The following is a 20,385-nucleotide window of genomic DNA, read 5'->3' as shown; positions in this document are numbered from 1 at the left end:
GTTAGTGGCCTTGACCCGCATACTTGGTTTCGGTCGCAGCTTTTTGCGGCCGCCACCAAGCTTCGTTGTCCTGGTACCAGCGCACGGTGTCAGCCAATCCGGCGTCGAAGTCTGCAAACCGGGGGACCCAACCAAGTTCCTTTCGAAGCTTGCTGGAATCGATCGCGTATCGAAGATCGTGACCGGGCCTGTCAGTCACCAGGTCATAGGCTTCAGGGGACTGTCCCATCTGTCGAAGAAGCTTCTCCACGACGACCCGGTTGGACTGCTCACCGTCAGCACCGATCAGGTACGTTTCACCAATCCGCCCACGCTCCAGGATTGCCGCCACAGCCGAGGAGTGGTCCTCCACATGGATCCAGTCCCGCACATTGTGGCCGTTGCCGTAGAGGCGGGGACGGTTGCCATCCAGGATGTTGGTGATCTGTCGTGGAATGAACTTTTCCACGTGCTGGTAGGGCCCATAGTTGTTGGAGCAGTTGCTGATGGTCGCTTGGAGGCCGAAGGAACGGACCCAGGCCCGCACCAACATGTCTGAACCGGCTTTGGTTGCCGAGTAGGGGCTGGTGGGCCGATAGACCGACGACTCGGTGAACCGCTGCGGATCTTCCAGGGCCAAATCCCCATACACCTCATCTGTGGATATGTGGTGGAAGCGGGTACTGTGCTTCCGCGCCGCTTCAATGAGCGTGAACGTGCCGACGAGGTTCGTGTCCACGAACGGCCGGGGATCCTGCAGCGAATTGTCGTTGTGGGATTCGGCCGCAAAATGCACCACGGCGTCAACGCCTGCTGTCATGCGGTCTACCAGTGGGGCATCGCAGATATCGCCCTGGACGAATTCGAAACGTTCAGGAGGCAGACCGGCGAGGGACTCGATGTTTCCGGCATAGGTGAGTTTGTCCAGGGCCGTGACATGGAGGCCTGTGTGCTCCATGATGTAGTGGATAAAGTTGCATCCAATGAATCCGGCCCCGCCGGTGACAAGGATTCTCTGCATGGCCATAGCGTAGCCGTCAATTGCGGCTATGTGCAGCGGGAAGGGACAGCTAATATGCGCGGCATCGTTCTTGCAGGCGGCACGGGCTCCCGGCTTCACCCAATAACGCTTGGAATCAGCAAGCAATTAGTCCCCGTATTCGACAAACCCATGATTTATTACCCGCTTTGCACGCTGATGCTTGCCGGCATTCGGGACATTCTGGTGATTACTACACCCACGGATGCGCCCCAGTTCGAGAACTTACTGGGCGACGGATCCCAATTCGGCATAAACCTCAGCTATGCACAACAACCCACGCCTGATGGATTGGCCCAGGCATTCATCCTGGGGGAGCAGCACATTGGCAGCGGCAAAGTAGCGCTCATCCTGGGGGACAACATCTTCAACGGTCCGGGGATGGGCAACCAATTCCGCAAGTACGCCGACGTTGAAGGCGGCGCGATCTTTGGTTACTGGGTCAAGGACCCAAGTGCTTACGGCGTCGTGGAATTCGATGACGATGGTCTTGCCGTATCCATCGAGGAAAAGCCAGCGTCCCCAAAGAGCAACTACGCGGTCCCGGGCCTGTATTTCTACGACAATGACGTTGTCGCCATGGCAAAAAACCTCAAACCTTCCCCTCGAGGGGAGCTGGAGATCACGGACATCAACCGGCAGTACATGGAGCTCGGAAGGCTCCATGTGCAGAAATTCCCCCGCGGCACCGCCTGGCTGGATACGGGAACATTCAGCGACCTCAACGATGCATCGAACTATGTCCGCACCACCGAGAACCGGCAGGGCCTGAAGATCGGAGCGCCTGAAGAGGTGGCCTGGCGAATGGGATACCTGAACGACGACGAACTCCGCCAACAGGCGTCCAAGCTCGCCAAGAGCGGCTACGGCAGCTACCTGTTGGACATCCTCGACCGCCAGTAAGGACCTCTAAGGCTATACCGCCGAGACATCCTCCAGAGCGCGCGAAATTTCGGCCGGGAGAACCGTCAACTGGGCATCCAGCAGTTCCTTGAGCTGGACGGCGTTCCGGGCTCCCACTATCGCCGTGGCAACGCCGGGACGCGAAAGCAACCAACTCAGCGATACGTCCACCGGCGATCGTCCCAAACCCCGCGCCGCCATGGCGACGGCCTCCACTACCCGTGATGCCTTGGGTTCAAGGTACGTCTCAACATACGCAGCGAGCCTGCTCTGCGCAGCACGTGAATCCGCGGGAATCTGGCCCCGGTACTTTCCGCTCAACACACCACGGCCCAGGGGCGCCCAGGCCATCAGGCCGAGCCCGGCATCCTCCACGGCAGGAATGAGCTCTTCCTCCGGCTTTCGCTGCACCAGGGAATATTCGGATTGGTTGGCTACCAGCGTGAAACCAGCCACTGCCGCCGCTTTGGCTGTCTGCCAACCGTTGTAATTGGAAATTCCCACGTATCGGGCACGTCCCGTCCTCTGCGCGAGCTCCAACGCTGACAGAGTCTCGTCCAAGGGAACATTCGGGTCCCACTCATGAACGAACCAGATATCGAGGTAATCGGTTCCAAGCCTTGCCAGGCTGGCGTCCAACGCTGACAACAGGGCACCGCGTGATGCGTTGATGCTGCGCCTGGATTCCGACGCCGAGACACCGGCTTTGGTAGATATCACGACTTCGGAGCGAGCCACGACGTCACCCAACATGGAGCCCAACATCGCCTCAGCCTGGCCTTGGGCATACGATGCAGCGGTGTCGATGACGGTGCCACCTGCGTCCACGAAAGCGTGGAGCAACTCCGCAGCGTCCTGCTCATCCGTCTCCTGTGCCCAGGACATTGTTCCGAGGGACAAAGAGGAGACACGGAACCCACTGTTCCCGACATAACGCTGCTGCATGCTGATAGCTTACGGGGAGTTCCCAGTCTTCATGACGTAGGGTCTATTCACGTGAACTGGATAGAAGCAGCCTTGCTGGGCCTGGTGCAGGGCCTCACCGAATTCCTCCCGATCTCTTCAAGCGCACACCTGCGGATCGTGGGCTCATTCCTTCCGAATGCAGCCGATCCCGGTGCCGCCTTCACGGCCATTACCCAACTGGGTACGGAGACTGCGGTCATCGTCTATTTCTGGCGCGACATTGTGCGGATCATTGGAGCCTGGTTCAGGTCCCTGGGCGGAAAAGTGCCACGAAACGATCCTGACGCCCGAATGGGGTGGTTGGTGATCCTGGGCAGCCTTCCCATCATCGTGCTCGGCTTGTTGTTCCAGGACCAGATCGAATCGGTCCTGCGGAGCATGTGGATTGTCGCCACCATGCTCATTGTCTTCGGCATGATCCTGGCAGTCGCCGATGCCGTAGGCCGCCAGGAACGTGATCTCACACAGCTCAGCTACAAACACGGCATTCTGTATGGCCTTGCCCAGGCGATGGCCCTGATTCCCGGTGTTTCGCGGTCAGGCGGAACCATTACCGCCGGCCTGCTGATGGGGTACACGCGTGAAGCAGCGGCCCGCTACTCGTTCCTACTCGCCATTCCGGCGGTTTTCGGCAGCGGCCTCTACCAGCTCTACAAAACGGTTTCCAAGGAGGGCCTGGCCGGTCCCTTCGGCCTCCCGGAGACGGCCCTGGCCACAGTCATCGCCTTCGTGGTGGGCTACGTGATCATTGGGTGGTTCCTTAAGTTCGTCTCCACACGCAGCTACAGGCTCTTTGTCTGGTACCGCATCCTCATTGGCCTGGCCTTGTATGTCCTGCTCGGTTTCAATGTGATCAGCGCCTAGCACTAAGGTTGAGTCGTGAAATCGTGGACTTCCCGCCCTGTTCCTGAGCTGCCCGGCACAATGCCGCAACTACGCCTCTTCGACACCGCCCTCGGCCGTGTCGTGGAGATAGAGCAGCAGCCGGAACAATCGATGTACGTCTGCGGCATTACGCCGTACGACGCCACGCACATGGGCCACGCCGCCAGCTATGTGGCCTTCGACCTCCTCAACAGGGCCTGGCGCGATGCCGGGATCCGGGTGGCCTACGTCCAGAACGTTACGGATATCGATGACCCGCTGCTTGAGCGCGCCACCGCCACCGGCGTGGACTGGCGTGAGCTGGCGCAGAGCCAGATTGAACTTTTCCACACGGATATGGACGCGCTCAACGTCCTTGCTCCGAATCACTACATCGGCGCGGTGGAAGCCATTCCGGATATTGTGCCCGCCATCGAGCGGCTTATTGCCGATGGCGTCGCCTATCGCGTACAAGGCACAGACGGCGAGCCCGACGGCGATGTCTACTACGACGTCGAAATGGCCGGCAAACGATCCGACGCCACGGATGCATGGACTTTAGGTGACGTGTCAGGCCTCGGCGAAGCGGAAATGCTTGCACTCTTTGCAGAGCGCGGCGGCGATCCGGACAGGGCGGGCAAACGCCAAGCGCTCGATCCCTTGCTCTGGCGGGTAGCGCGTGAAGGCGAACCCAGCTGGCCGGGGGCCACTCTCGGCGATGGCCGTCCCGGTTGGCACATCGAATGTACGGTTATCGCGCAGAAGTACCTGCCCGCACCTTTCACCGTGCAGGGCGGCGGCTCCGACCTCGTGTTCCCGCACCACGAAATGGGAGCTGGACACGCTTACTCACTGGCGGGCGTTCCACTTGCCCGGCACTATGCCCACGCTGGCATGGTAGGCCTTGATGGGGAAAAGATGAGCAAGTCAAAGGGCAACCTGGTTCTGGTCTCCAAGCTCCGGGCTGCCGGAGAGGAACCAGCAGCCATCCGCCTTGCCATCCTCGCGCACCACTACCGCTCTGATTGGTCCTGGACGGAGGCGGACTTCGGGGCAGCAAAGGATCGGCTCGCCCGGTGGCGCACTGCCCGCGACGCCGCCCCTGCCGGTTCGGCCGCAGCACTCGTCGAGGCCATGCGCCTGGAATTGGCCAATGACCTCAACGCTCCCGGAGCCATTGCCGCCGTCGATCGCTGGGCCGAGGAGGCATTGCGGAACAACGCCCCGGTGTCCGGGATGGACGCCGCACTTATGGGCGATGCTGTAGACGCGCTGCTCGGCGTGGAGCTTTAGGGCCGGTCCTTACGCTTCAGGGCCGGTCCTTACCGCGCCGCTTCAGATACCGCTCGAATTCCCGTGCAATCGATTCGCCGGATGCTTCCGGGAGGTCTGCGGTGTCCTTGGCCTCCTCCAACTGGCGCACGTAGGCGGCAATCTCAGGATCTTCGGTGGCAAGTTCGTCCACTCCGCGTTCCCAAGCCTCGGACTCTTCCGCCAGGGCCTGGCTGTCCAAGGGAACCTGGAGCAAGTCCTCGATCTTGTGAAGGATGGCAAGTTGGGCTTTGGGCGAGGGTGGTTGCGCAACATAGTGGGGGACCGCTGCCCACAATGACACCGTTGGCAGCCCTGCCAGCATGGCAAACTCGGCGAGCACACCCACAATGCCCACGGGCCCCTCGTATTGGGAGGCCTCCAGGTTCAACCGTTCCCGAAGGGAACTGTCTTCTGTGGTGGTGCTTACCGGAATAGGCCTGCTATGGGGAACGTCGGCCAGCAGCGCGCCCACAAGAATGACCGAGTCCACCTTCAGCGCCTCCGCATGGACCAGGAGTTCGGTGGTGTAGGCGCGCCAACGGTATGAAGGTTCGGTGCCAAGAACAAACACAGCGTCCACATTGCTGTCCGGAACTGACGCTTTGTAGATCCGGGTTGACGGCCATTTGACTTTGCGCGCACCAGAGGACGTGCGCCGCACGGTGGGCCGGGTGAACTGGAAGTCGTAGTACTCCTCGGCGTCCACTGTGGCAACCTTCTTGCCGTCCCAGAGCTTGTTCAAATAGTGCAGCGCATCGCTGGCAGCCTCACCGGCGTCGTTCCAGCCTTCAAACGCGGCGATCATTACGGTGACGCGCTGGCCTTCCGCGGGTTCCTTAAGGAAACGCTCGGGCTCCGCGCTGTTGTCCTGTCCTTCGGGGGTCCCGTCCACACTGTTCATCCACTCACCCTACGTCCAAGTCCCTTGCGGATGCATGGCATTTCGCGCCGGAGCGTGTCCTGTATTCGCCCACAGCGCAAGCCCGGCCGGAAGCGCCCCGGCTTCCACGTAGACTTGAAACCATGCCTTCGTCATCCAGTCAGCCCCTCCTCAAAGCCGTGCTCTGGGATATGGATGGCACCCTCGTGGACACTGAGCCCTACTGGATCGCCGCCGAGCGCGCACTCGTGGAGGCCCATGGTGGGACATGGTCACACCAGCAGGCCATGCAGTTGGTGGGCCAGTCCCTGCTGCACTCCGCCGCTGTACTCCAATCTGCAGGAGTCCGCCTTGAATCCCGGGAAATCGTGGATACCCTCAGCGCACAGGTGATCACGCACGTCCGCAATGAAGTTCCCTGGCGCCCGGGAGCACGGGAGTTGCTTGACGAATTGCACGAGGCAGGCATCCGCTGTGCTCTCGTCACCATGTCCGAGGGCCCGCTCGCCGGCGTCATCGTTGAAAGCCTCCGCAAGCCCTACTTCGAATTCCTGGTCACCGGAGACACCGTCACCAACGGCAAACCGCATCCGGAGGCCTACCTTACGGCTGTTGAACGGCTTCGGCTCGACGACCCGTCCCTGACCATCGATCACTGTGTTGCGTTGGAAGATTCCATTCCGGGCGCTACGGCTGCCCTGGCATCGGGCGTACTGACTGTGGGCATCCCGCACCAGGTTCCGTTGCCCGGGTACCCCGGCATGGTCATGTGGGAAACCTTGGTAGGCCGGTCCGCAGCAGACGTCAGGCAGTTGGTTGCCGACCGCTTCGCGACAGGAAACCTGCTTGAAGGGGCAAACTAGGTGAGCAGCTCCTCCACGCCACACCATGCTGTTACCAAGAAGGACGGCATTCCACTAGGGAGAATCGCGGGAATCCGCGTGTACCTCGCGTACTCGTGGTTCGTCATCGCGGGTTTCACGGTGATCGTCTATGGGCCGGCCCTGCTGGTGCGAATGCCCAACCTGGGCATTTGGGCCTACTTTGTTGCGCTCGGCTACGCCTTGCTGCTCGCGCTCTCCGTCCTGGTCCACGAGCTTGCCCATGCGCTCAGTGCCAAAGCGTTCAACTGGCCAACGGAAAAGATTGTCCTGAACCTGTGGGGCGGTCACACCCAATTCGAAAGCTTCACCGCATCCCCGGGACGCTCAGTCATCGTCGCCCTTGCCGGACCGGTGTCGAACTTCATCCTGGCCGGCGGCATGTGGGCTGTCCTTACTTCAGGCATCCTCGGTGGCGTCGCGGAAATCCTGGCAAACATCCTGATGTGGGCCAACCTCCTCATTGGCATCTTCAACGTTCTTCCCGGTCTGCCCTTGGATGGCGGCCGGTTGGTGGAGTCGGCTGTATGGAAGGCCACAGGCAGCCAGGACAAGGGAACCATAGCGGCAGGATGGTCAGGCCGTGTCATCGTCGCCGCACTTGTCATTTGGTTCATCGCAGTGCCCTTCCTCAGCGGAGCGCCCCTGGACATCAGCCTCATGCTCATCACCGTCCTTGTTTGCGGTTTCCTGTGGATGGGCGCATCGAGCTCAATCCACCATGCAAAACTCCGCAGCCGCCTTTACCTGGTGAGCGCGGCCGGGCTGGCGGAGCCCGCAGTCGGCCTCCCGAACGCGGCTACTGTGGCGGACATCCTGCTGGTATCACCTGCCGGGAGTCCCGCCGTCGTAATTTGCGGTCCTGACGGAAAACCCCAGGGAGTGGTGGACCCGGGCGCGGTTGCCGCGGTTCCTCCCGAAGCCACAGCGACGACGCCGGTCACCGCCGTAGCGCATGCCCTCGCTGCCGGCGCCTACGTCCCGGAATGGTCCAAGGGCCAGGAGCTGATCCAGTATCTGGCGCGGCTGGAGGGTGGCGAATACGCTGTGGTGGACCACAACGGAACCGTGACCGGGTTGCTCCGCCAACAGGCGGTAGTGACAGCGATAACAGGTAAAGAAGCACGGGGCAGCGGGCGCGCCTGACCCCCTTGCCGGTAGAGTTACGTGCCGGTCAGTAGAACAAACCATAGATTTCGGTGCCCATACGGCAGCAACACATGGCGGCCCAGCCGCAAGGAGCGAGGAACACCACATGAGCAGCGAAACCGCCGCGGCTGAGACAAGCGCAGGCACTGTCACGGGTGCGGACACCGGCATCGACAAGCCAGCTACTGACACTGCCACGCAACCAACCGGGGCAGCCCGGCGCCGTGGGCCTTTCCGTGTGGGCGAGCGGGTGCAGCTCACCGATGAGCGTGGCCGGATGAACACCATCACGCTTGAGGTGGGGGGAGCTTTTCATACCCACCGCGGGTTCCTGAACCACGACGAAATAATCGGCAAGGTTGATGGTTCGGTAGTCAGCAATAACATCGGCCAGCAGTACCAAACGCTGCGTCCCCTCCTCTCGGACTTCGTGCTGTCCATGCCTCGCGGTGCGGCGGTTGTCTATCCGAAGGATGCCGGCCAGATTGTCACGATGGCAGATATCTTCCCCGGTGCGCGTGTTGTTGAAGCCGGCGTGGGCTCCGGTGCGCTGTCCATTTCCTTGCTCCGTGCAGTAGGCGACGGCGGCTACCTCCATTCCTTTGAGCGTCGGGAAGAATTCGCGGATATCGCCCGGGGGAATGTGGAGACGATTTTCGGTGGCCCGCACCCCGCTTGGCAGATCTCCCTGGGTGACTTCCAGGAAGAAGTGGTCCGCACCGAGGCGCCCGGCTCCGTAGACCGTGTAGTACTGGACATGCTTGCTCCCTGGGAGTGCCTTGACGCAGTGGCAACGGTTCTGGCCCCAGGTGGCGTCTGGATCAATTACGTGGCCACGGTGACGCAACTTTCCCGCACGGCCGAGGCCATCAGGGCTGACGGACGCTTCACCGAGCCCGATGCCTGGGAATCCATGGTCCGCGGCTGGCACCTTGAAGGACTCGCAGTGCGCCCGGACCACCGCATGGTGGCCCACACGGGATTCCTCCTGGTCACCAGGCGGCTCGCCGACGGCGTCACTGGAATATCCGTCAAACGGCGCCCATCCAAGACCGAATTCAGCGAGGAAGACCTGAACGCCTGGACTCCGGGAGCAGTAGGGGAGCGTGCCGTATCGGATAAGAAACTCCGGCGCGCCGCACGTGATGCCATCGCCGGAACCAACGTCCAGGACGACCCCCCGGTCACAAACTGAAAAGGTCACAATAGGGTCCGCATTCCGGATGTCACACAGCACCCTGAGCTTTTCGGGACTAAGGTCTTCTTAAGCGCAGGAAGGGGCTGATGAATCGTGGATACGTCGAACAACAACGACATTGGACGGCCGACGCCGGAGGAAGCTAACGCCGCTGCTGAAGAGGCAGCGAACCGGAGGCTTGCCGCCATCCAGCCGCCCGACCCATCCAGTGAATTGACCGTGGCCGAACGCCAGATCAACATCCTTCGGGACAAGCTTCGCCACATCGACCGCCAGCTTGCTGCCGCCACCCAGAACAACAGCAAGCTCGTCAGCATGCTTGAAACGGCGAAGAGCGAGATCCTCCGTTTGAAGGGTGCTTTGGAGCAGGAAGGGCAACCGCCCTACAGCTTCGGAACAGTGGTTCAGATCAACCCCCGCAGGCAGCCGGCGCCGGGAAGTTCCGGGCAGGCGGCCACGGAGGAATCCGTGGACATTTTCAATGCAGGCCGCAAGATGCGTGTTGGCATCAGCCCGCTGGTAAATGTCAACCAACTCGCCGTTGGTCAGGAAGTCCTCTTGAATGAGGCACTGCTGGTGGTTGCCGGGCTTGGCTACGAACGGGCAGGTGAACTCGTTACGCTCAAGGAGTTGCTGGGCAAAGACCGTGCGTTGGTGGTTGGCCGTGCGGACGAGGAACGCGTAGTCCGCCTTTCCGGGGCGTTGCAAAACGTGCACCTGAAGGTAGGAGACGCACTATCCCTGGATTCGCGCACCGGCTATGCACTGGAGAAAGTCCCGCGCGCTGAGGTGGAGAACCTTGTCCTGGAAGAAGTTCCGGACATCACCTACCAGGACATCGGCGGCCTTGGTCCCCAAATTGAACAGATCCGAGATGCTGTAGAACTCCCGTTCCTGCATCCGGACCTGTACCGGGAACACGGGCTCAAGGCGCCCAAAGGCATCCTCCTCTACGGTCCGCCAGGTTGCGGCAAGACCCTTATCGCAAAGGCGGTGGCCAATTCCCTGGCAGCCCGTGCCGCTGAGCGCGCAGGCAACACCGACCTCAAGAGCTACTTCCTCAATATCAAGGGCCCTGAGCTCCTGGACAAGTACGTCGGCGAAACCGAACGGCACATTCGGCTGATCTTCTCCCGTGCCCGGGAAAAAGCGTCCGATGGCAGCCCTGTAGTGGTTTTCTTCGATGAAATGGATTCGCTGTTCCGCACCCGTGGAACTGGCGTATCCTCCGATGTCGAAACCACCATCGTCCCGCAGCTGCTGAGCGAGATTGATGGGGTGGAGCGATTGGACAACGTGATCGTTATTGGTGCCTCAAACCGCGAGGACATGATCGATCCCGCGATCCTCCGGCCAGGCCGCCTTGACGTAAAGGTCAAGATCCAGCGACCCGATGCCGAAGCCGCTGCAGATATCTTTGGCAAGTACATCACCACCGACCTTCCCTTCCATGCACAGGATCTGGCGGAGTACGGCGGGGACGTCCAGGCCACTGTCGACGCCATGATCCAGCGCACCGTGGAGGCAATGTACTCCACCGAGAAGTCGAACGAATACCTTGAAGTCACGTACGCCAACGGTGATACGGAAATGCTTTACTTCAAGGATTTCAACTCCGGCGCCGTGGTTCAGAACGTCGTGGACAGGGCTAAGAAGTACGCCATCAAGGACCTGCTGACCAACCATCAGAAGGGTCTGCGGATCGATCACCTGCTGCGTGCAGTGGTGGATGAATTCCGGGAGCATGAGGACATGCCCAACACCACAAACCCTGACGACTGGGCAAGAATCTCAGGGAAGAAGGGTGAACGGATCACGTACATCCGTACGATCGTGCAAGGCAAGGCCGGCCAGGAACCTGGCAAATCCATCGAGACCACAGCCAACACGGGTCAGTACCTGTGACGGCCAAAACCGAGGGTGTGCCCGGGGAAAGGTTGCCTGTAGGTGGCGCGATGCGCGTCATGGGTTCCGAAACCGAGTACGGAATCCATGCGCCATCGGCGCCCGGGGCGAACGCCACCATGATGTCCGCCCGGATCATCCAGGCCTATGCCACGGTCACGCGCCAACGTGCCGCCGGGGGAGCGGAAACCCGTTGGGACTACACGGACGAAGAACCTTTACACGATGCCCGCGGTTGGACCGTTGACCGGGCGTCCGCCGATCCCAGCCAGTTGACTGACCAGCCGCCAGTGCTCGACGCCGAGGCAGTGGCGTTGGCGTATGGCCGCCAGGAACTGGAACTGGACGGCCAGGACGAATCCGGTTCGCTCCTCATGAACATGGTCCTCGGGAACGGCGCGCGCCTTTACGTGGACCATGCACACCCGGAATACTCAAGCCCTGAAGTCACCAACCCACGGGATGCAGTGGCCTGGGACGCAGCCGGCGATCTCGTCGCACTTGCCACGGTGCGGAAAGTGGCGGCAGACACCAGCCTTCCGCCGATCAATCTCTACAAGAACAATACTGACAACAAATCAGTGTCCTATGGCTCGCACGAGAACTACCTCATGCCCCGTTCAGTACCCTTTGGCGACATCATCCGGGGGCTCACACCATTCTTCGTGTCCCGGCAGGTGATTTGTGGGGCCGGACGTGTGGGGATCGGACAGGACAGTTCCACGGCCGGTTACCAGATCAGCCAACGGGCAGACTTCTTCGAGGCTGAGGTGGGCCTTGAAACCACTATCCGACGCCCCATCATCAACACCCGGGACGAGCCCCACGCGACGGCGGATAAGTACCGGCGGCTTCACGTCATTATCGGCGATGCGAACCTCAGCCAGGTTTCCAACTACCTGAAGTTCGGCACCACGGCCATGGTTCTCAGCCTCATTGAAGCTGGCCAGGCACCCCGCATCGAAGTCCATGAACCCGTTCAGGCGCTGCAGGCCATCAGTCATGACACAACCCTGGCCACTACCGTAAGACTGCTGGACGGACGCAGGGTGACAGCCCTGGACATCCAGTGGATGTACTACGAAGCCGCCGCAAAGCTGGCGCAGGAGACCGGAGTTGCCGATTCCGTCACTGGCGACGGGCACACGCATGGCGTCCTTGAGCGCTGGGAGTCCACCCTGTCACTGCTGGGCAGCGACCCCGCTGCTGCGGCGTCATCCGTGGAGTGGGTAGCCAAGAAGTCCCTTCTTGAGGGGTACCGGAACCGGGACGGCCTTGGCTGGGACGATGCCAGGCTCGGGCTGGTGGATCTCCAATGGTCCGATATCCGGCCGGAGAAGGGCCTCTACTACAGGATGCTGTCCAGGGACAGGATGATCCGGATCGTCGACGACGCCGACATCGCCAGGGCGGTGGGTGAACCGCCGTCGGATACTCGCGCGTATTTCCGCGGACGGTGCGTCTCAAGCTTCGGCAAAGATGTTGTCGGTGCCAGTTGGGACTCCGTCATCTTCGATGTTCCGGGACTGGGGAAATTGCAGCGTGTTCCCACGCGCGAGCCGTTGCGGGGCACCCGGGCACTCACAGGAGCCCTCTTTGACCGGCATAAGGAGGCAGGCTCGTTCCTGGCCGAATTGCTGGGCCAGAAGCCGCCGCCGCCCAAGGACTGACGCGTTCAGTCCCGGGACTGTGGCGTTCAGGCACAGGAAAAATGGTGCCCCGGCAAAGCCGGGCGCAGCAGCCCACGGCGTGGCAATATGGCAGTAGGAAGTCCCCACAAACGGGGACTGACAGTAGGGAGAAAGAAATGGCAGCTCAGGAGCAGCAGCAACCGCAGTCACGGGACACCGAGACCGAAGTAGACGTCCCGGAGGCACCACCGGCAGCACCCGAAGCCCAGGCCTCGGACGCCACGCAAGGTGTGGACGATCTCCTCGATGAAATCGATGGCGTCCTGGAATCCAACGCTGAAGAGTTCGTCAGGGCCTTCGTCCAAAAGGGCGGCCAGTAAGCGGACCCGGACAAACCATGTACTGCCCGGCTGGCGCGAGGCCGCCGGGCATCGGAATGCAGAGTCGAAGGAGTGCAGCAATGCAGGACCCATCAACCGGCCCCCTGGCCACCCAGGCAACGTCTTCATTCACGGAGCACCTTCAACGCTCGCGTCCCGAACTCCTTCCTTTCAACCAAACGTTGCCGGCCGGCACCGTACCGTCCTCGCCGCACGCAACCACCATCGTCGCCTTGACGTATGCCGGCGGCGTGCTGATGGCGGGGGACCGGCGGGCAACCATGGGAAACGTGATCGCCAGCCGGCACATTGAGAAGGTCTTTCCCGCGGACCAGTATTCGGTTTTGGGTATTGCCGGGACAGCTGGCCTGGCCATCGACATCACCCGGCTCTTCCAGGTGGAACTTGAACACTACGAAAAGATTGAGGGCACCCTCCTCAGCCTGGTTGGCAAAGCGAACCGTTTAGGCGCCATGATCCGGGGCAACCTGCCCATGGCGATGCAGGGAATGGCGGTGATTCCGTTGTTCGCCGGTTTCGACCACGTGTCAGCCACCGGGCGGCTTTTCTCCTACGACGTCACGGGTGGACGCTACGAAGAACAGGAACACCACTCCGTGGGTTCCGGTTCTGTTTTTGCGCGGGGAGCGCTGAAAAAGCTTTGGAAGCCCAATCTCACGGAAGAACAAGCCGTGGCCGTCGCGGTGGAGGCCCTCTATGACGCCGCGGACGACGACTCCGCGACAGGCGGCCCGGACCCCGTCCGCCAACTCTGGCCAGTGGTTTACACGGTCAACCGTGCCGGTAATCGCCGGGTACCTGAACGGGACCTGGCGGCGATAGCCGGTGCCATCGTCGAATCCCGTGCCATCGCCGGACGGGAGGCCTGACATGACGCAGCAGTTTTATGTCTCGCCCGAACAGCTGATGAAGGACCGTGCGGACTTCGCACGGAAGGGCATTGCGCGCGGACGTTCCGTAGTGGTGATCAGTTGCGCCGATGGCATCGCACTGATTGCTGAGAACCCGTCACCTTCGCTGCACAAAATCGGCGAGATCTACGACAAAATCGCGTTCGCGGCAGTGGGCAAGTACAACGAGTTCGAAAGCCTCAGGCAGGCTGGGGTACGGTACGCGGACGTCCGCGGCTACTCGTACGACCGCGAAGACGTGACCGCCCGGGGATTGGCAAGCGTCTACGCGCAGAGCCTCGGCGCCGTGTTCACCGCCGAACAAAAGCCGTTCGAAGTGGAACTGGCGGTGGCTGAAGTCGGCCTGGCGCAGGAGCAGGACCACCTGTACCGGCTCACCTTTGATGGTTCGATTGCCGATGAGAACGGCTTCGTGGTGATGGGTGGACTTGCCGATCAGATTTCCGACGTCGTAAGCGGGGCTTGGGAGCCCGAGCTTGGTTTTGCAGGGGCCATGAGATTGGCTTTGCGCGCTTTGGCGACAGATAAGGAAGCCGACGCCCTCCCGGCGACCGCCGTCGAAGCCGCCGTTCTGGACCGCGCTTCGGAGAGTCACCGGGGTTCCCGCCGGGCTTTCCGGCGTCTGGGTCCCGAGGACATGACACAGCTGCTCACAGAGGAGGCTTGAGATGGACAAACGCATATTCGGCATCGAGACGGAGTTTGGGATTTCCTATTCCAGCCCCGACTCACGTCCTTTGGCCCCCGAAGAAGTGGCCCGCTATTTGTTCCGCAAAGTGGTGAGCTGGGGCAGGTCTTCCAACGTCTTCCTGACCAACGGTTCACGCCTGTATCTGGACGTTGGTTCGCACCCGGAATACGCCACCGCAGAATGCGACGACCTCGCGCAACTGATCGCCCACGACCGCGCCGGCGAGCTCATCCTGGACGACCTCGTCGATGAGGCCCAGGCCCGCCTGGCCGCGGAGGGTTTCAACGGCACGGTTTACCTCTTCAAGAACAACACCGACTCCGCCGGAAACTCCTACGGCAGCCACGAGAATTACCTCATACCCCGCCGGGGTGAGTTCTCCAGGCTGGCCGAGATCCTCATCCCGTTCCTGGTGACCCGGCAGCTCATCGCGGGAGCGGGCAAAGTTCTGAAGACGCCCCACGGTGCAACGTTCGCCTTTTCACAGCGGGCGGACCATATCTGGGAAGGCGTGTCCTCTGCCACCACCAGGTCACGCCCCATTATCAACACCCGTGACGAGCCGCATGCCGATGCAGAGTTCTACCGTCGGCTTCATGTGATCGTGGGTGATTCCAACATGTCCGAAACCTCCGCGCTCCTCAAAGTGGGCACGGTGGACCTCATCCTGCGCATGATCGAGGCAGGGGTGATAATGCGGGACATGCGGATGGAAAACCCGATCCGGAGCATCCGGGAAATTTCGCATGACCTCACGGGCAGCGCCTTGGTCCGCCTGGCAAACGGCAGGCAGCTTTCGGCGCTCGATATCCAGCGTGAGTACCTGGCAAAGGTGACAGAGTTCGTCGCCGCGAACGGCGCGCACAATGCCCACGTCCCCCTTATTCTCGATCTCTGGGAGCGGACTCTGGACGCGATTGAAAGCGGCGATACCAGCACCATCGACACCGAGGTGGACTGGGCCATCAAGAAGAAGCTGATGGACAGTTACATGCGTCGGCACGACCTCAGCCTGGACTCGCCACGCATTGCCCAGCTGGATCTCACCTACCACGACATTTCGCGCCAGCGCGGCCTCTTCTTCCTGCTGCAATCACGGGATGCCGCACGGCGTTTGGTCCCCGAAACCGAGATCAAAGATGCCGTGGACACTCCTCCCCAGACAACCAGGGCCAAGCTGCGGGGAGACTTCGTCCGGAGGGCGCAGGAACTCGGACGCGACTACACGGTGGACTGGGTGCACTTGAAGCTCAACGACCGCGCACATCAGACGATCCTGTGCAAGGACCCCTTCCGCAGCGTGGACGACCGCGTTGATGCGCTCCTGGACTCCATGGGCTAACGGCTTTCTGAGCGGACTCCCAGCTTCACCGGCTATTCTGGACTGTGGCCTCTTTCCAAGAGGCCATTGCCTTGGATCTGCCATGCGCCTTTCCGAGTGTCCTTTGCCCCGACGAAAGTGTCTTTTTTGTGCGCCGACTCCTAGCAATTCTTCTTCCTGCCCTGCTGCTCATCACTGCGTGTGGAGGCGGGGGCACGCCAGCCGCCGAGCCCACCAGCCAGTCATCCGGCGATGTCTCCAAACTCGATTCCGTGAAGGTGACGGACAACGGAGATGACAAGGCCCCTGGTCTGGACTTCACCAAGCCGCTCACCGTCGCTGAACCCACTATCAAGGTAGTCAGCGAAGGCAATGGCGAGCGTATCAAGGCCGGCCAGGTTGCCGAGCTCGCATACATCGCGGTGGATGGCAATGACGGCAAGACCGTTGAAGACGTCTACAAGAATGGCCCCCAGCCCATTGAGCTGAATGACGAGCTTAAGAAGGGCAACGAGCTGATCTACAACGCCATTGTTGGCGCCAAGATCGGTTCCCACATCGCGTTCGCTGCGCCGGGTTCGGCAGCTACGGGCGCGGCAGCCGGCTCTACGCAGTTGGTGGTTTTCAAGCTGCTTTCAGCTAAGGAAGCAGCTCCGGTCCTGTCGAAGCCGGAAGGTGAGACCGTCACTCCTCCGGCTGGGCTCCCCACCGTGAAGGAAGACGACAAAGGCATCCCGCAGATCTCCGTTGACGGCGCAGCCGCTCCGAAGGAACTTATCGCACAGGACCTGATCAAGGGCTCCGGCGCTGCTGTTAAGGCCACAGACACGCTCACGGTGAATTACGTAGGCGTCAATCTTGTAGGCGGCCAGAAGTTCGATTCGAGCTTTGACCGGGGGCAGACAGCAAGCTTCGCGCTTTCCGGTGTCATCAAGGGCTGGACCCAAGGCCTGGAAGGCAAGACGGTGGGCTCCCGCGTCCTTCTGGTAATCCCGCAGGACCTTGCTTACGGCGCGGCTGGACAGGGTGAAGCCAAGGGCGATCTCGTATTCGTCGTTGACATCCTCGGCGTCAAGTAGACTGCCACCTGATCCGGGACTGGCTAAGCTTGATCCTGACACCACTCACCCCACACACCAAGGAGCAACCATGTCATTTGGTCAGCGTGACTTCGACCGCACCAAGCCCGAAATCGACTTCCCCGAAGGCGACGTTCCCACCGAACTCGTCATCACGGACCTCATCGAGGGGTCCGGCGCTGAGGCCAAAGCCGGCGACACCGTTTCCACCCACTACGTTGGCGTCGCCTGGTCAACGGGCGAAGAGTTCGACGCTTCCTGGGGCCGTGGTGCTCCGCTGGACTTCCGCGTTGGCGTGGGCCAGGTCATCCAGGGTTGGGACCAGGGCCTGCTGGGTATGAAGGTTGGCGGCCGTCGCCGTCTGGAGATCCCTTCAGAACTGGCGTATGGATCCCGTGGCGCCGGCGGAGCAATCAAGCCCAACGAGGCGTTGATTTTCGTCGTTGACCTCGTAGCTGTCCGCTAAGGCGCAAGCTTCCTGCCAAGGCGCGTTACCTTCCGGCTTTGCCGGACCGGTGACGCGCCTTGCTGCTTTCGCCCAGGACTTTAGTAACGTAGCAAGCGTGTCCGCATCCCGCACTGAACGACTCCTGAACCTCCTGCTTGCCCTGCTCAATACCAGGGTGGGCCTGCCGCGCTCTGTCCTGCGGGAGAAGGTCTATCACGACACCGCCGAAAACGACGTCGCGTTCGGACGGATGTTCGAGCGCGACAAAGTGGATCTGAAACAGTTCGGCTTTGAGATCGAGACCCTCACAGACCCCCGGAGTTTCGGCGCCGAGGATCCCGCATCAACCCGCTACCGCATCGGCAAGGACTCCAACAGGCTGCCTGATGTCAGCCTGACGCCCGCCGAGTCCACCGTTCTCCTCCTTGCGGCCCAGTTGTGGGAGCGCGCTGCTCTCGGCAACGCCGCAGTCAATGCCGTCCGCAAACTGCAGGCCGCAGGCGGATTTACCGACGTCGACCTGCCTGCCGGCGTCCAGCCGAGGATTAAGCCAGCCGGACAAGCCTTCGACGACGTCGTTGCAGCCATGCACGCCAGGCATGCGGTCCGCTTCGGGTACCTCGCCGGAAGCACCGGCCGAGAGGAAGTGCGCGAGGTGGAGCCGTGGGGCCTGGGGAGCCGGTTTGGGCAGTGGTACCTCGTGGGATTTGACCGGGGGAGGGCAGCCAAGAGGATTTTCAGGTTGTCACGCATGACCACTGCCGTCTCGGTCATGCCGGGCAGTTCCTTCGAGCCACCAGCCGGGTTCAATGCCCGGGCGGAGCTGGATTCGCTGAACGAACTTCCCCTGCAGCAAGCTGTCATGGACGTAGACGCCGGACGCCTTCTAGCCCTGCGCAAACGTGCTGGTTCCAGCGGTGCCGGGAAGGAACCGGCTGAGAAGGAATTGGGCGGCCGGGACAGGCTAGTGGTGGACTTCCGGGATCCCGAGCAGTTCGCCGAGGAACTGGCCTCGTATGGCCCCCACGTCAAAGTAGTTGAACCCGCCGGGCTGCGTGCCGCCGTCGTACGCCGACTCAAAAGCGCTGCGGAGTTCAATGCGTCTCCGGCCATCGAAGTGGAATTTCCAGAAGCTGGGCGCGCGCAGCGATCGAGGAAACGCACGTCCGAAGACCAACTCACGCGCATGCTGCAATTAGTGCCCTTCCTGGTCCACCATCAGGGCCTGCAGGTACAGGAGGTAGCCGATCGCTTCGGCATCAGCCGCAAAGCACTTATCGACGACCTAAAAATCCTGATCTGTTCCGGGTTGCCCGAAGGCTACCCGGACGATCTCCTGGACATCCAATGGGAAAACGACCATGTGTACATCACGGAACATTTGGACCTGAACCGTCCTGTTCGCTTCAGCGAGGACGAGGCCGCCGCGCTGCTGACTGGATTGTCGATGCTGGGCGATCTACCTGCACTTGCAGGTTTGCCCGAAGACGAACCGGGCAGCGCCTTGGAGTCTGTGACGATCAAATTGACGGGCGCAGCAGGACAAGCCGGACGCCTGGCTGGTGCAGTTGCAGGCCAGTCCGTGGCACCCGAGCAATCGGAGGCGTTCGCCACCATTACGCACGCCATCAGGGACGGCAAACAACTGCACCTGAGCTACCTTTCCCCCCAAAGGGATGAAGTAACACAGCGCGACGTGGACCCGCTGCGGCTGTACTCCCTGGACAACACCTGGTACTTCGAGGCCTACTGCCATAGCAAGTCAGGACTCCGGAATTTCCGGCTGGACCGCGTGCAATCCCTGGAAGCCAACGGCCGTCCAGTCTCCGGAACAGCAACTGCTGATGCAGACTTCCCGGCAAGGCTCTTCACCCCCAGTGACGACGACGTCCTGGTGGTGCTTGAGTTGACCCGGCAGGGCGCTGGCCTGGCTGATGACTACTATGCCGAACGCACGGCGGAATTGCCCGACGGCGGACTGCTCGCTGAGGTGCGCTTTGGAAATGCGGAGTGGTTACCAATGTTTGTGTCCCAACATGGAGGGACGGTGCGGGTGCTGGACCCTGCAGAGTTGCGCCAGGAAGTCCAGACGTGGCTCACGGCGGCGCTTGACCAATACGGTGCCGTTTCCTCCTCGGACAACATGGCTGGCTAGACTACTCAGATGCCTTGGTGGTTTTGGATCCTGCTGTGGATCGCGCTCATAGCACTGTCGTTGCTCCTTCACGTGACCTTGGGTTTTCGGCTGTTCAGGAAATTCATGGCCACTGTTCACGAGTTAGGGGACGCTGGTCAACGTTTCAGCCATATCCCTCCTGCCGTAGAAACCTCCGATGTTGAGGCCCCGGAACGCCGACCGGAGCCGGGATCCGCAATTTTTGCCTCGCCGGAGCAGATGCGTCATGATTACCTGACGGCCAAAGCCTTCCGCCAGGAAGTTCGTCGCCAGAAGCGCGTTCAGCGCAAAGCAGAGCGGGGTCAGCCCCAATCCCTGCACGACATTGAATTCAGATAGACGTAGGATGTATCCAAAAGGAAAGGACCTCCCCACATGAGGCTCGAAGGCTGGCATCTCATCATCATCATCGTCCTGGCTCTGGTGCTTTTCGCGGCACCGAAGCTGCCGTCCATGGCGCGCAGCATTGGCCAGTCGATGCGTATCTTCAAGTCTGAAGTCCGGGAAATGAAAAAGGACGGTTCCTCGGAAAAGAAGGAAACCCAGGACCCCTCTGACGCCGTCGAAGGCAGGGTTGTAGACCACCCGGACGTAAAGGCCAAGAACAACGGCGAGACCGACGTTCCGCCCTCCAACCGCGTCTAAGAAG

Annotated in this window: 20 protein-coding genes; 17 read left to right on the top strand and 3 right to left on the bottom strand. The window is 61.3% G+C overall.

Annotation, left to right across the window (positions count from 1 at the left end; translation table 11 throughout):
- Position 1: 1 nt before the first annotated feature.
- Positions 2 to 1,000, bottom strand: a complete 999-nt coding sequence (rfbB, locus tag LDN90_RS12530; protein WP_216925712.1) for a dTDP-glucose 4,6-dehydratase — start codon at positions 998 to 1,000, stop codon at positions 2 to 4.
- 54 nt (positions 1,001 to 1,054) lie between these two features.
- Here rfbB and rfbA point away from each other — a divergent pair, with 54 nt between their 5' ends.
- On the top strand, positions 1,055 to 1,921 hold the full coding sequence (gene rfbA, locus LDN90_RS12525) for a glucose-1-phosphate thymidylyltransferase RfbA (protein ID WP_223945952.1): 867 nt from the start codon (positions 1,055 to 1,057) through the stop codon (positions 1,919 to 1,921).
- Between the two features lie 12 nt (positions 1,922 to 1,933).
- On the opposite strand, the gene LDN90_RS12520 is transcribed toward rfbA, so the two are convergent.
- Positions 1,934 to 2,866, bottom strand: coding sequence for an aldo/keto reductase (locus LDN90_RS12520; RefSeq protein WP_216925710.1), 933 nt, complete (start codon positions 2,864 to 2,866; stop codon positions 1,934 to 1,936).
- Between the two features lie 51 nt (positions 2,867 to 2,917).
- Here LDN90_RS12520 and LDN90_RS12515 point away from each other — a divergent pair, with 51 nt between their 5' ends.
- Positions 2,918 to 3,751, top strand: a complete 834-nt coding sequence (locus tag LDN90_RS12515) for an undecaprenyl-diphosphate phosphatase (RefSeq protein WP_223945950.1) — start codon at positions 2,918 to 2,920, stop codon at positions 3,749 to 3,751.
- Between the two features lie 15 nt (positions 3,752 to 3,766).
- Positions 3,767 to 5,044, top strand: coding sequence for a cysteine--1-D-myo-inosityl 2-amino-2-deoxy-alpha-D-glucopyranoside ligase (mshC, locus tag LDN90_RS12510; RefSeq protein WP_216925708.1), 1,278 nt, complete (start codon positions 3,767 to 3,769; stop codon positions 5,042 to 5,044).
- Positions 5,045 to 5,060: 16 nt separating this feature from the next.
- Here mshC and LDN90_RS12505 read toward each other — a convergent pair whose 3' ends face one another.
- Complete coding sequence (locus LDN90_RS12505) at positions 5,061 to 5,966, bottom strand: PAC2 family protein (protein WP_223945948.1); 906 nt, start codon at positions 5,964 to 5,966, stop codon at positions 5,061 to 5,063.
- 122 nt (positions 5,967 to 6,088) lie between these two features.
- On the opposite strand from LDN90_RS12505, the gene LDN90_RS12500 reads away from it, so the two are divergent.
- The 14 genes from LDN90_RS12500 to tatA all read left to right on the top strand — a co-directional run bounded on the left by LDN90_RS12500 (position 6,089) and on the right by tatA (position 20,381).
- Entirely contained in the window at positions 6,089 to 6,808 is a 720-nt protein-coding gene (locus tag LDN90_RS12500) for an HAD family phosphatase (RefSeq protein ID WP_223945945.1), read from the top strand.
- Positions 6,809 to 7,972, top strand: coding sequence for a site-2 protease family protein (locus LDN90_RS12495; protein WP_223945943.1), 1,164 nt, complete (start codon positions 6,809 to 6,811; stop codon positions 7,970 to 7,972).
- Between the two features lie 109 nt (positions 7,973 to 8,081).
- Positions 8,082 to 9,170 (top strand): tRNA (adenine-N1)-methyltransferase, encoded by a 1,089-nt coding sequence (locus LDN90_RS12490; RefSeq protein ID WP_223945941.1) that lies wholly within the window; start codon positions 8,082 to 8,084, stop codon positions 9,168 to 9,170.
- A 96-nt stretch (positions 9,171 to 9,266) separates the two neighbouring features.
- Positions 9,267 to 11,078 (top strand): proteasome ATPase, encoded by a 1,812-nt coding sequence (gene arc / locus LDN90_RS12485; protein WP_216925704.1) that lies wholly within the window; start codon positions 9,267 to 9,269, stop codon positions 11,076 to 11,078.
- Entirely contained in the window at positions 11,075 to 12,748 is a 1,674-nt protein-coding gene (gene dop / locus LDN90_RS12480) for a depupylase/deamidase Dop (protein WP_275962935.1), read from the top strand. Before arc ends, dop begins: the two co-directional genes overlap by 4 nt.
- A 137-nt stretch (positions 12,749 to 12,885) precedes the next feature.
- Positions 12,886 to 13,089: a ubiquitin-like protein Pup gene (locus LDN90_RS12475; RefSeq protein WP_216925702.1), complete on the top strand. Its 204-nt coding sequence runs from the start codon at positions 12,886 to 12,888 to the stop codon at positions 13,087 to 13,089.
- 80 nt (positions 13,090 to 13,169) lie between these two features.
- Positions 13,170 to 13,979 (top strand): proteasome subunit beta, encoded by an 810-nt coding sequence (gene prcB / locus LDN90_RS12470; RefSeq protein ID WP_216925701.1) that lies wholly within the window; start codon positions 13,170 to 13,172, stop codon positions 13,977 to 13,979.
- Position 13,980: 1 nt separating this feature from the next.
- Positions 13,981 to 14,688, top strand: a complete 708-nt coding sequence (prcA, locus tag LDN90_RS12465) for a proteasome subunit alpha (protein ID WP_223945939.1) — start codon at positions 13,981 to 13,983, stop codon at positions 14,686 to 14,688.
- A 1-nt stretch (position 14,689) separates the two neighbouring features.
- Positions 14,690 to 16,054, top strand: a complete 1,365-nt coding sequence (pafA, locus tag LDN90_RS12460) for a Pup--protein ligase (RefSeq protein WP_216925699.1) — start codon at positions 14,690 to 14,692, stop codon at positions 16,052 to 16,054.
- 128 nt (positions 16,055 to 16,182) lie between these two features.
- Positions 16,183 to 17,112, top strand: coding sequence for an FKBP-type peptidyl-prolyl cis-trans isomerase (locus tag LDN90_RS12455; protein WP_216925698.1), 930 nt, complete (start codon positions 16,183 to 16,185; stop codon positions 17,110 to 17,112).
- A 70-nt stretch (positions 17,113 to 17,182) separates the two neighbouring features.
- Positions 17,183 to 17,578, top strand: coding sequence for an FKBP-type peptidyl-prolyl cis-trans isomerase (locus LDN90_RS12450; protein ID WP_216925697.1), 396 nt, complete (start codon positions 17,183 to 17,185; stop codon positions 17,576 to 17,578).
- A 97-nt stretch (positions 17,579 to 17,675) separates the two neighbouring features.
- Positions 17,676 to 19,715 (top strand): WYL domain-containing protein, encoded by a 2,040-nt coding sequence (locus LDN90_RS12445; protein ID WP_223945938.1) that lies wholly within the window; start codon positions 17,676 to 17,678, stop codon positions 19,713 to 19,715.
- Positions 19,716 to 19,724: 9 nt separating this feature from the next.
- Positions 19,725 to 20,075 (top strand): hypothetical protein, encoded by a 351-nt coding sequence (locus LDN90_RS12440; RefSeq protein WP_223945936.1) that lies wholly within the window; start codon positions 19,725 to 19,727, stop codon positions 20,073 to 20,075.
- A 36-nt stretch (positions 20,076 to 20,111) separates the two neighbouring features.
- Complete coding sequence (gene tatA, locus LDN90_RS12435) at positions 20,112 to 20,381, top strand: Sec-independent protein translocase subunit TatA (protein ID WP_223945935.1); 270 nt, start codon at positions 20,112 to 20,114, stop codon at positions 20,379 to 20,381.
- Positions 20,382 to 20,385: the final 4 nt, after the last annotated feature.

Source organism: Arthrobacter sp. NtRootA1 (assembly GCF_019976975.1).
GTDB classification, from domain to species: Bacteria; Actinomycetota; Actinomycetes; order Actinomycetales; family Micrococcaceae; genus Arthrobacter; species Arthrobacter aromaticivorans.
This window is presented reverse-complemented; position numbering and strand designations above follow the sequence as displayed.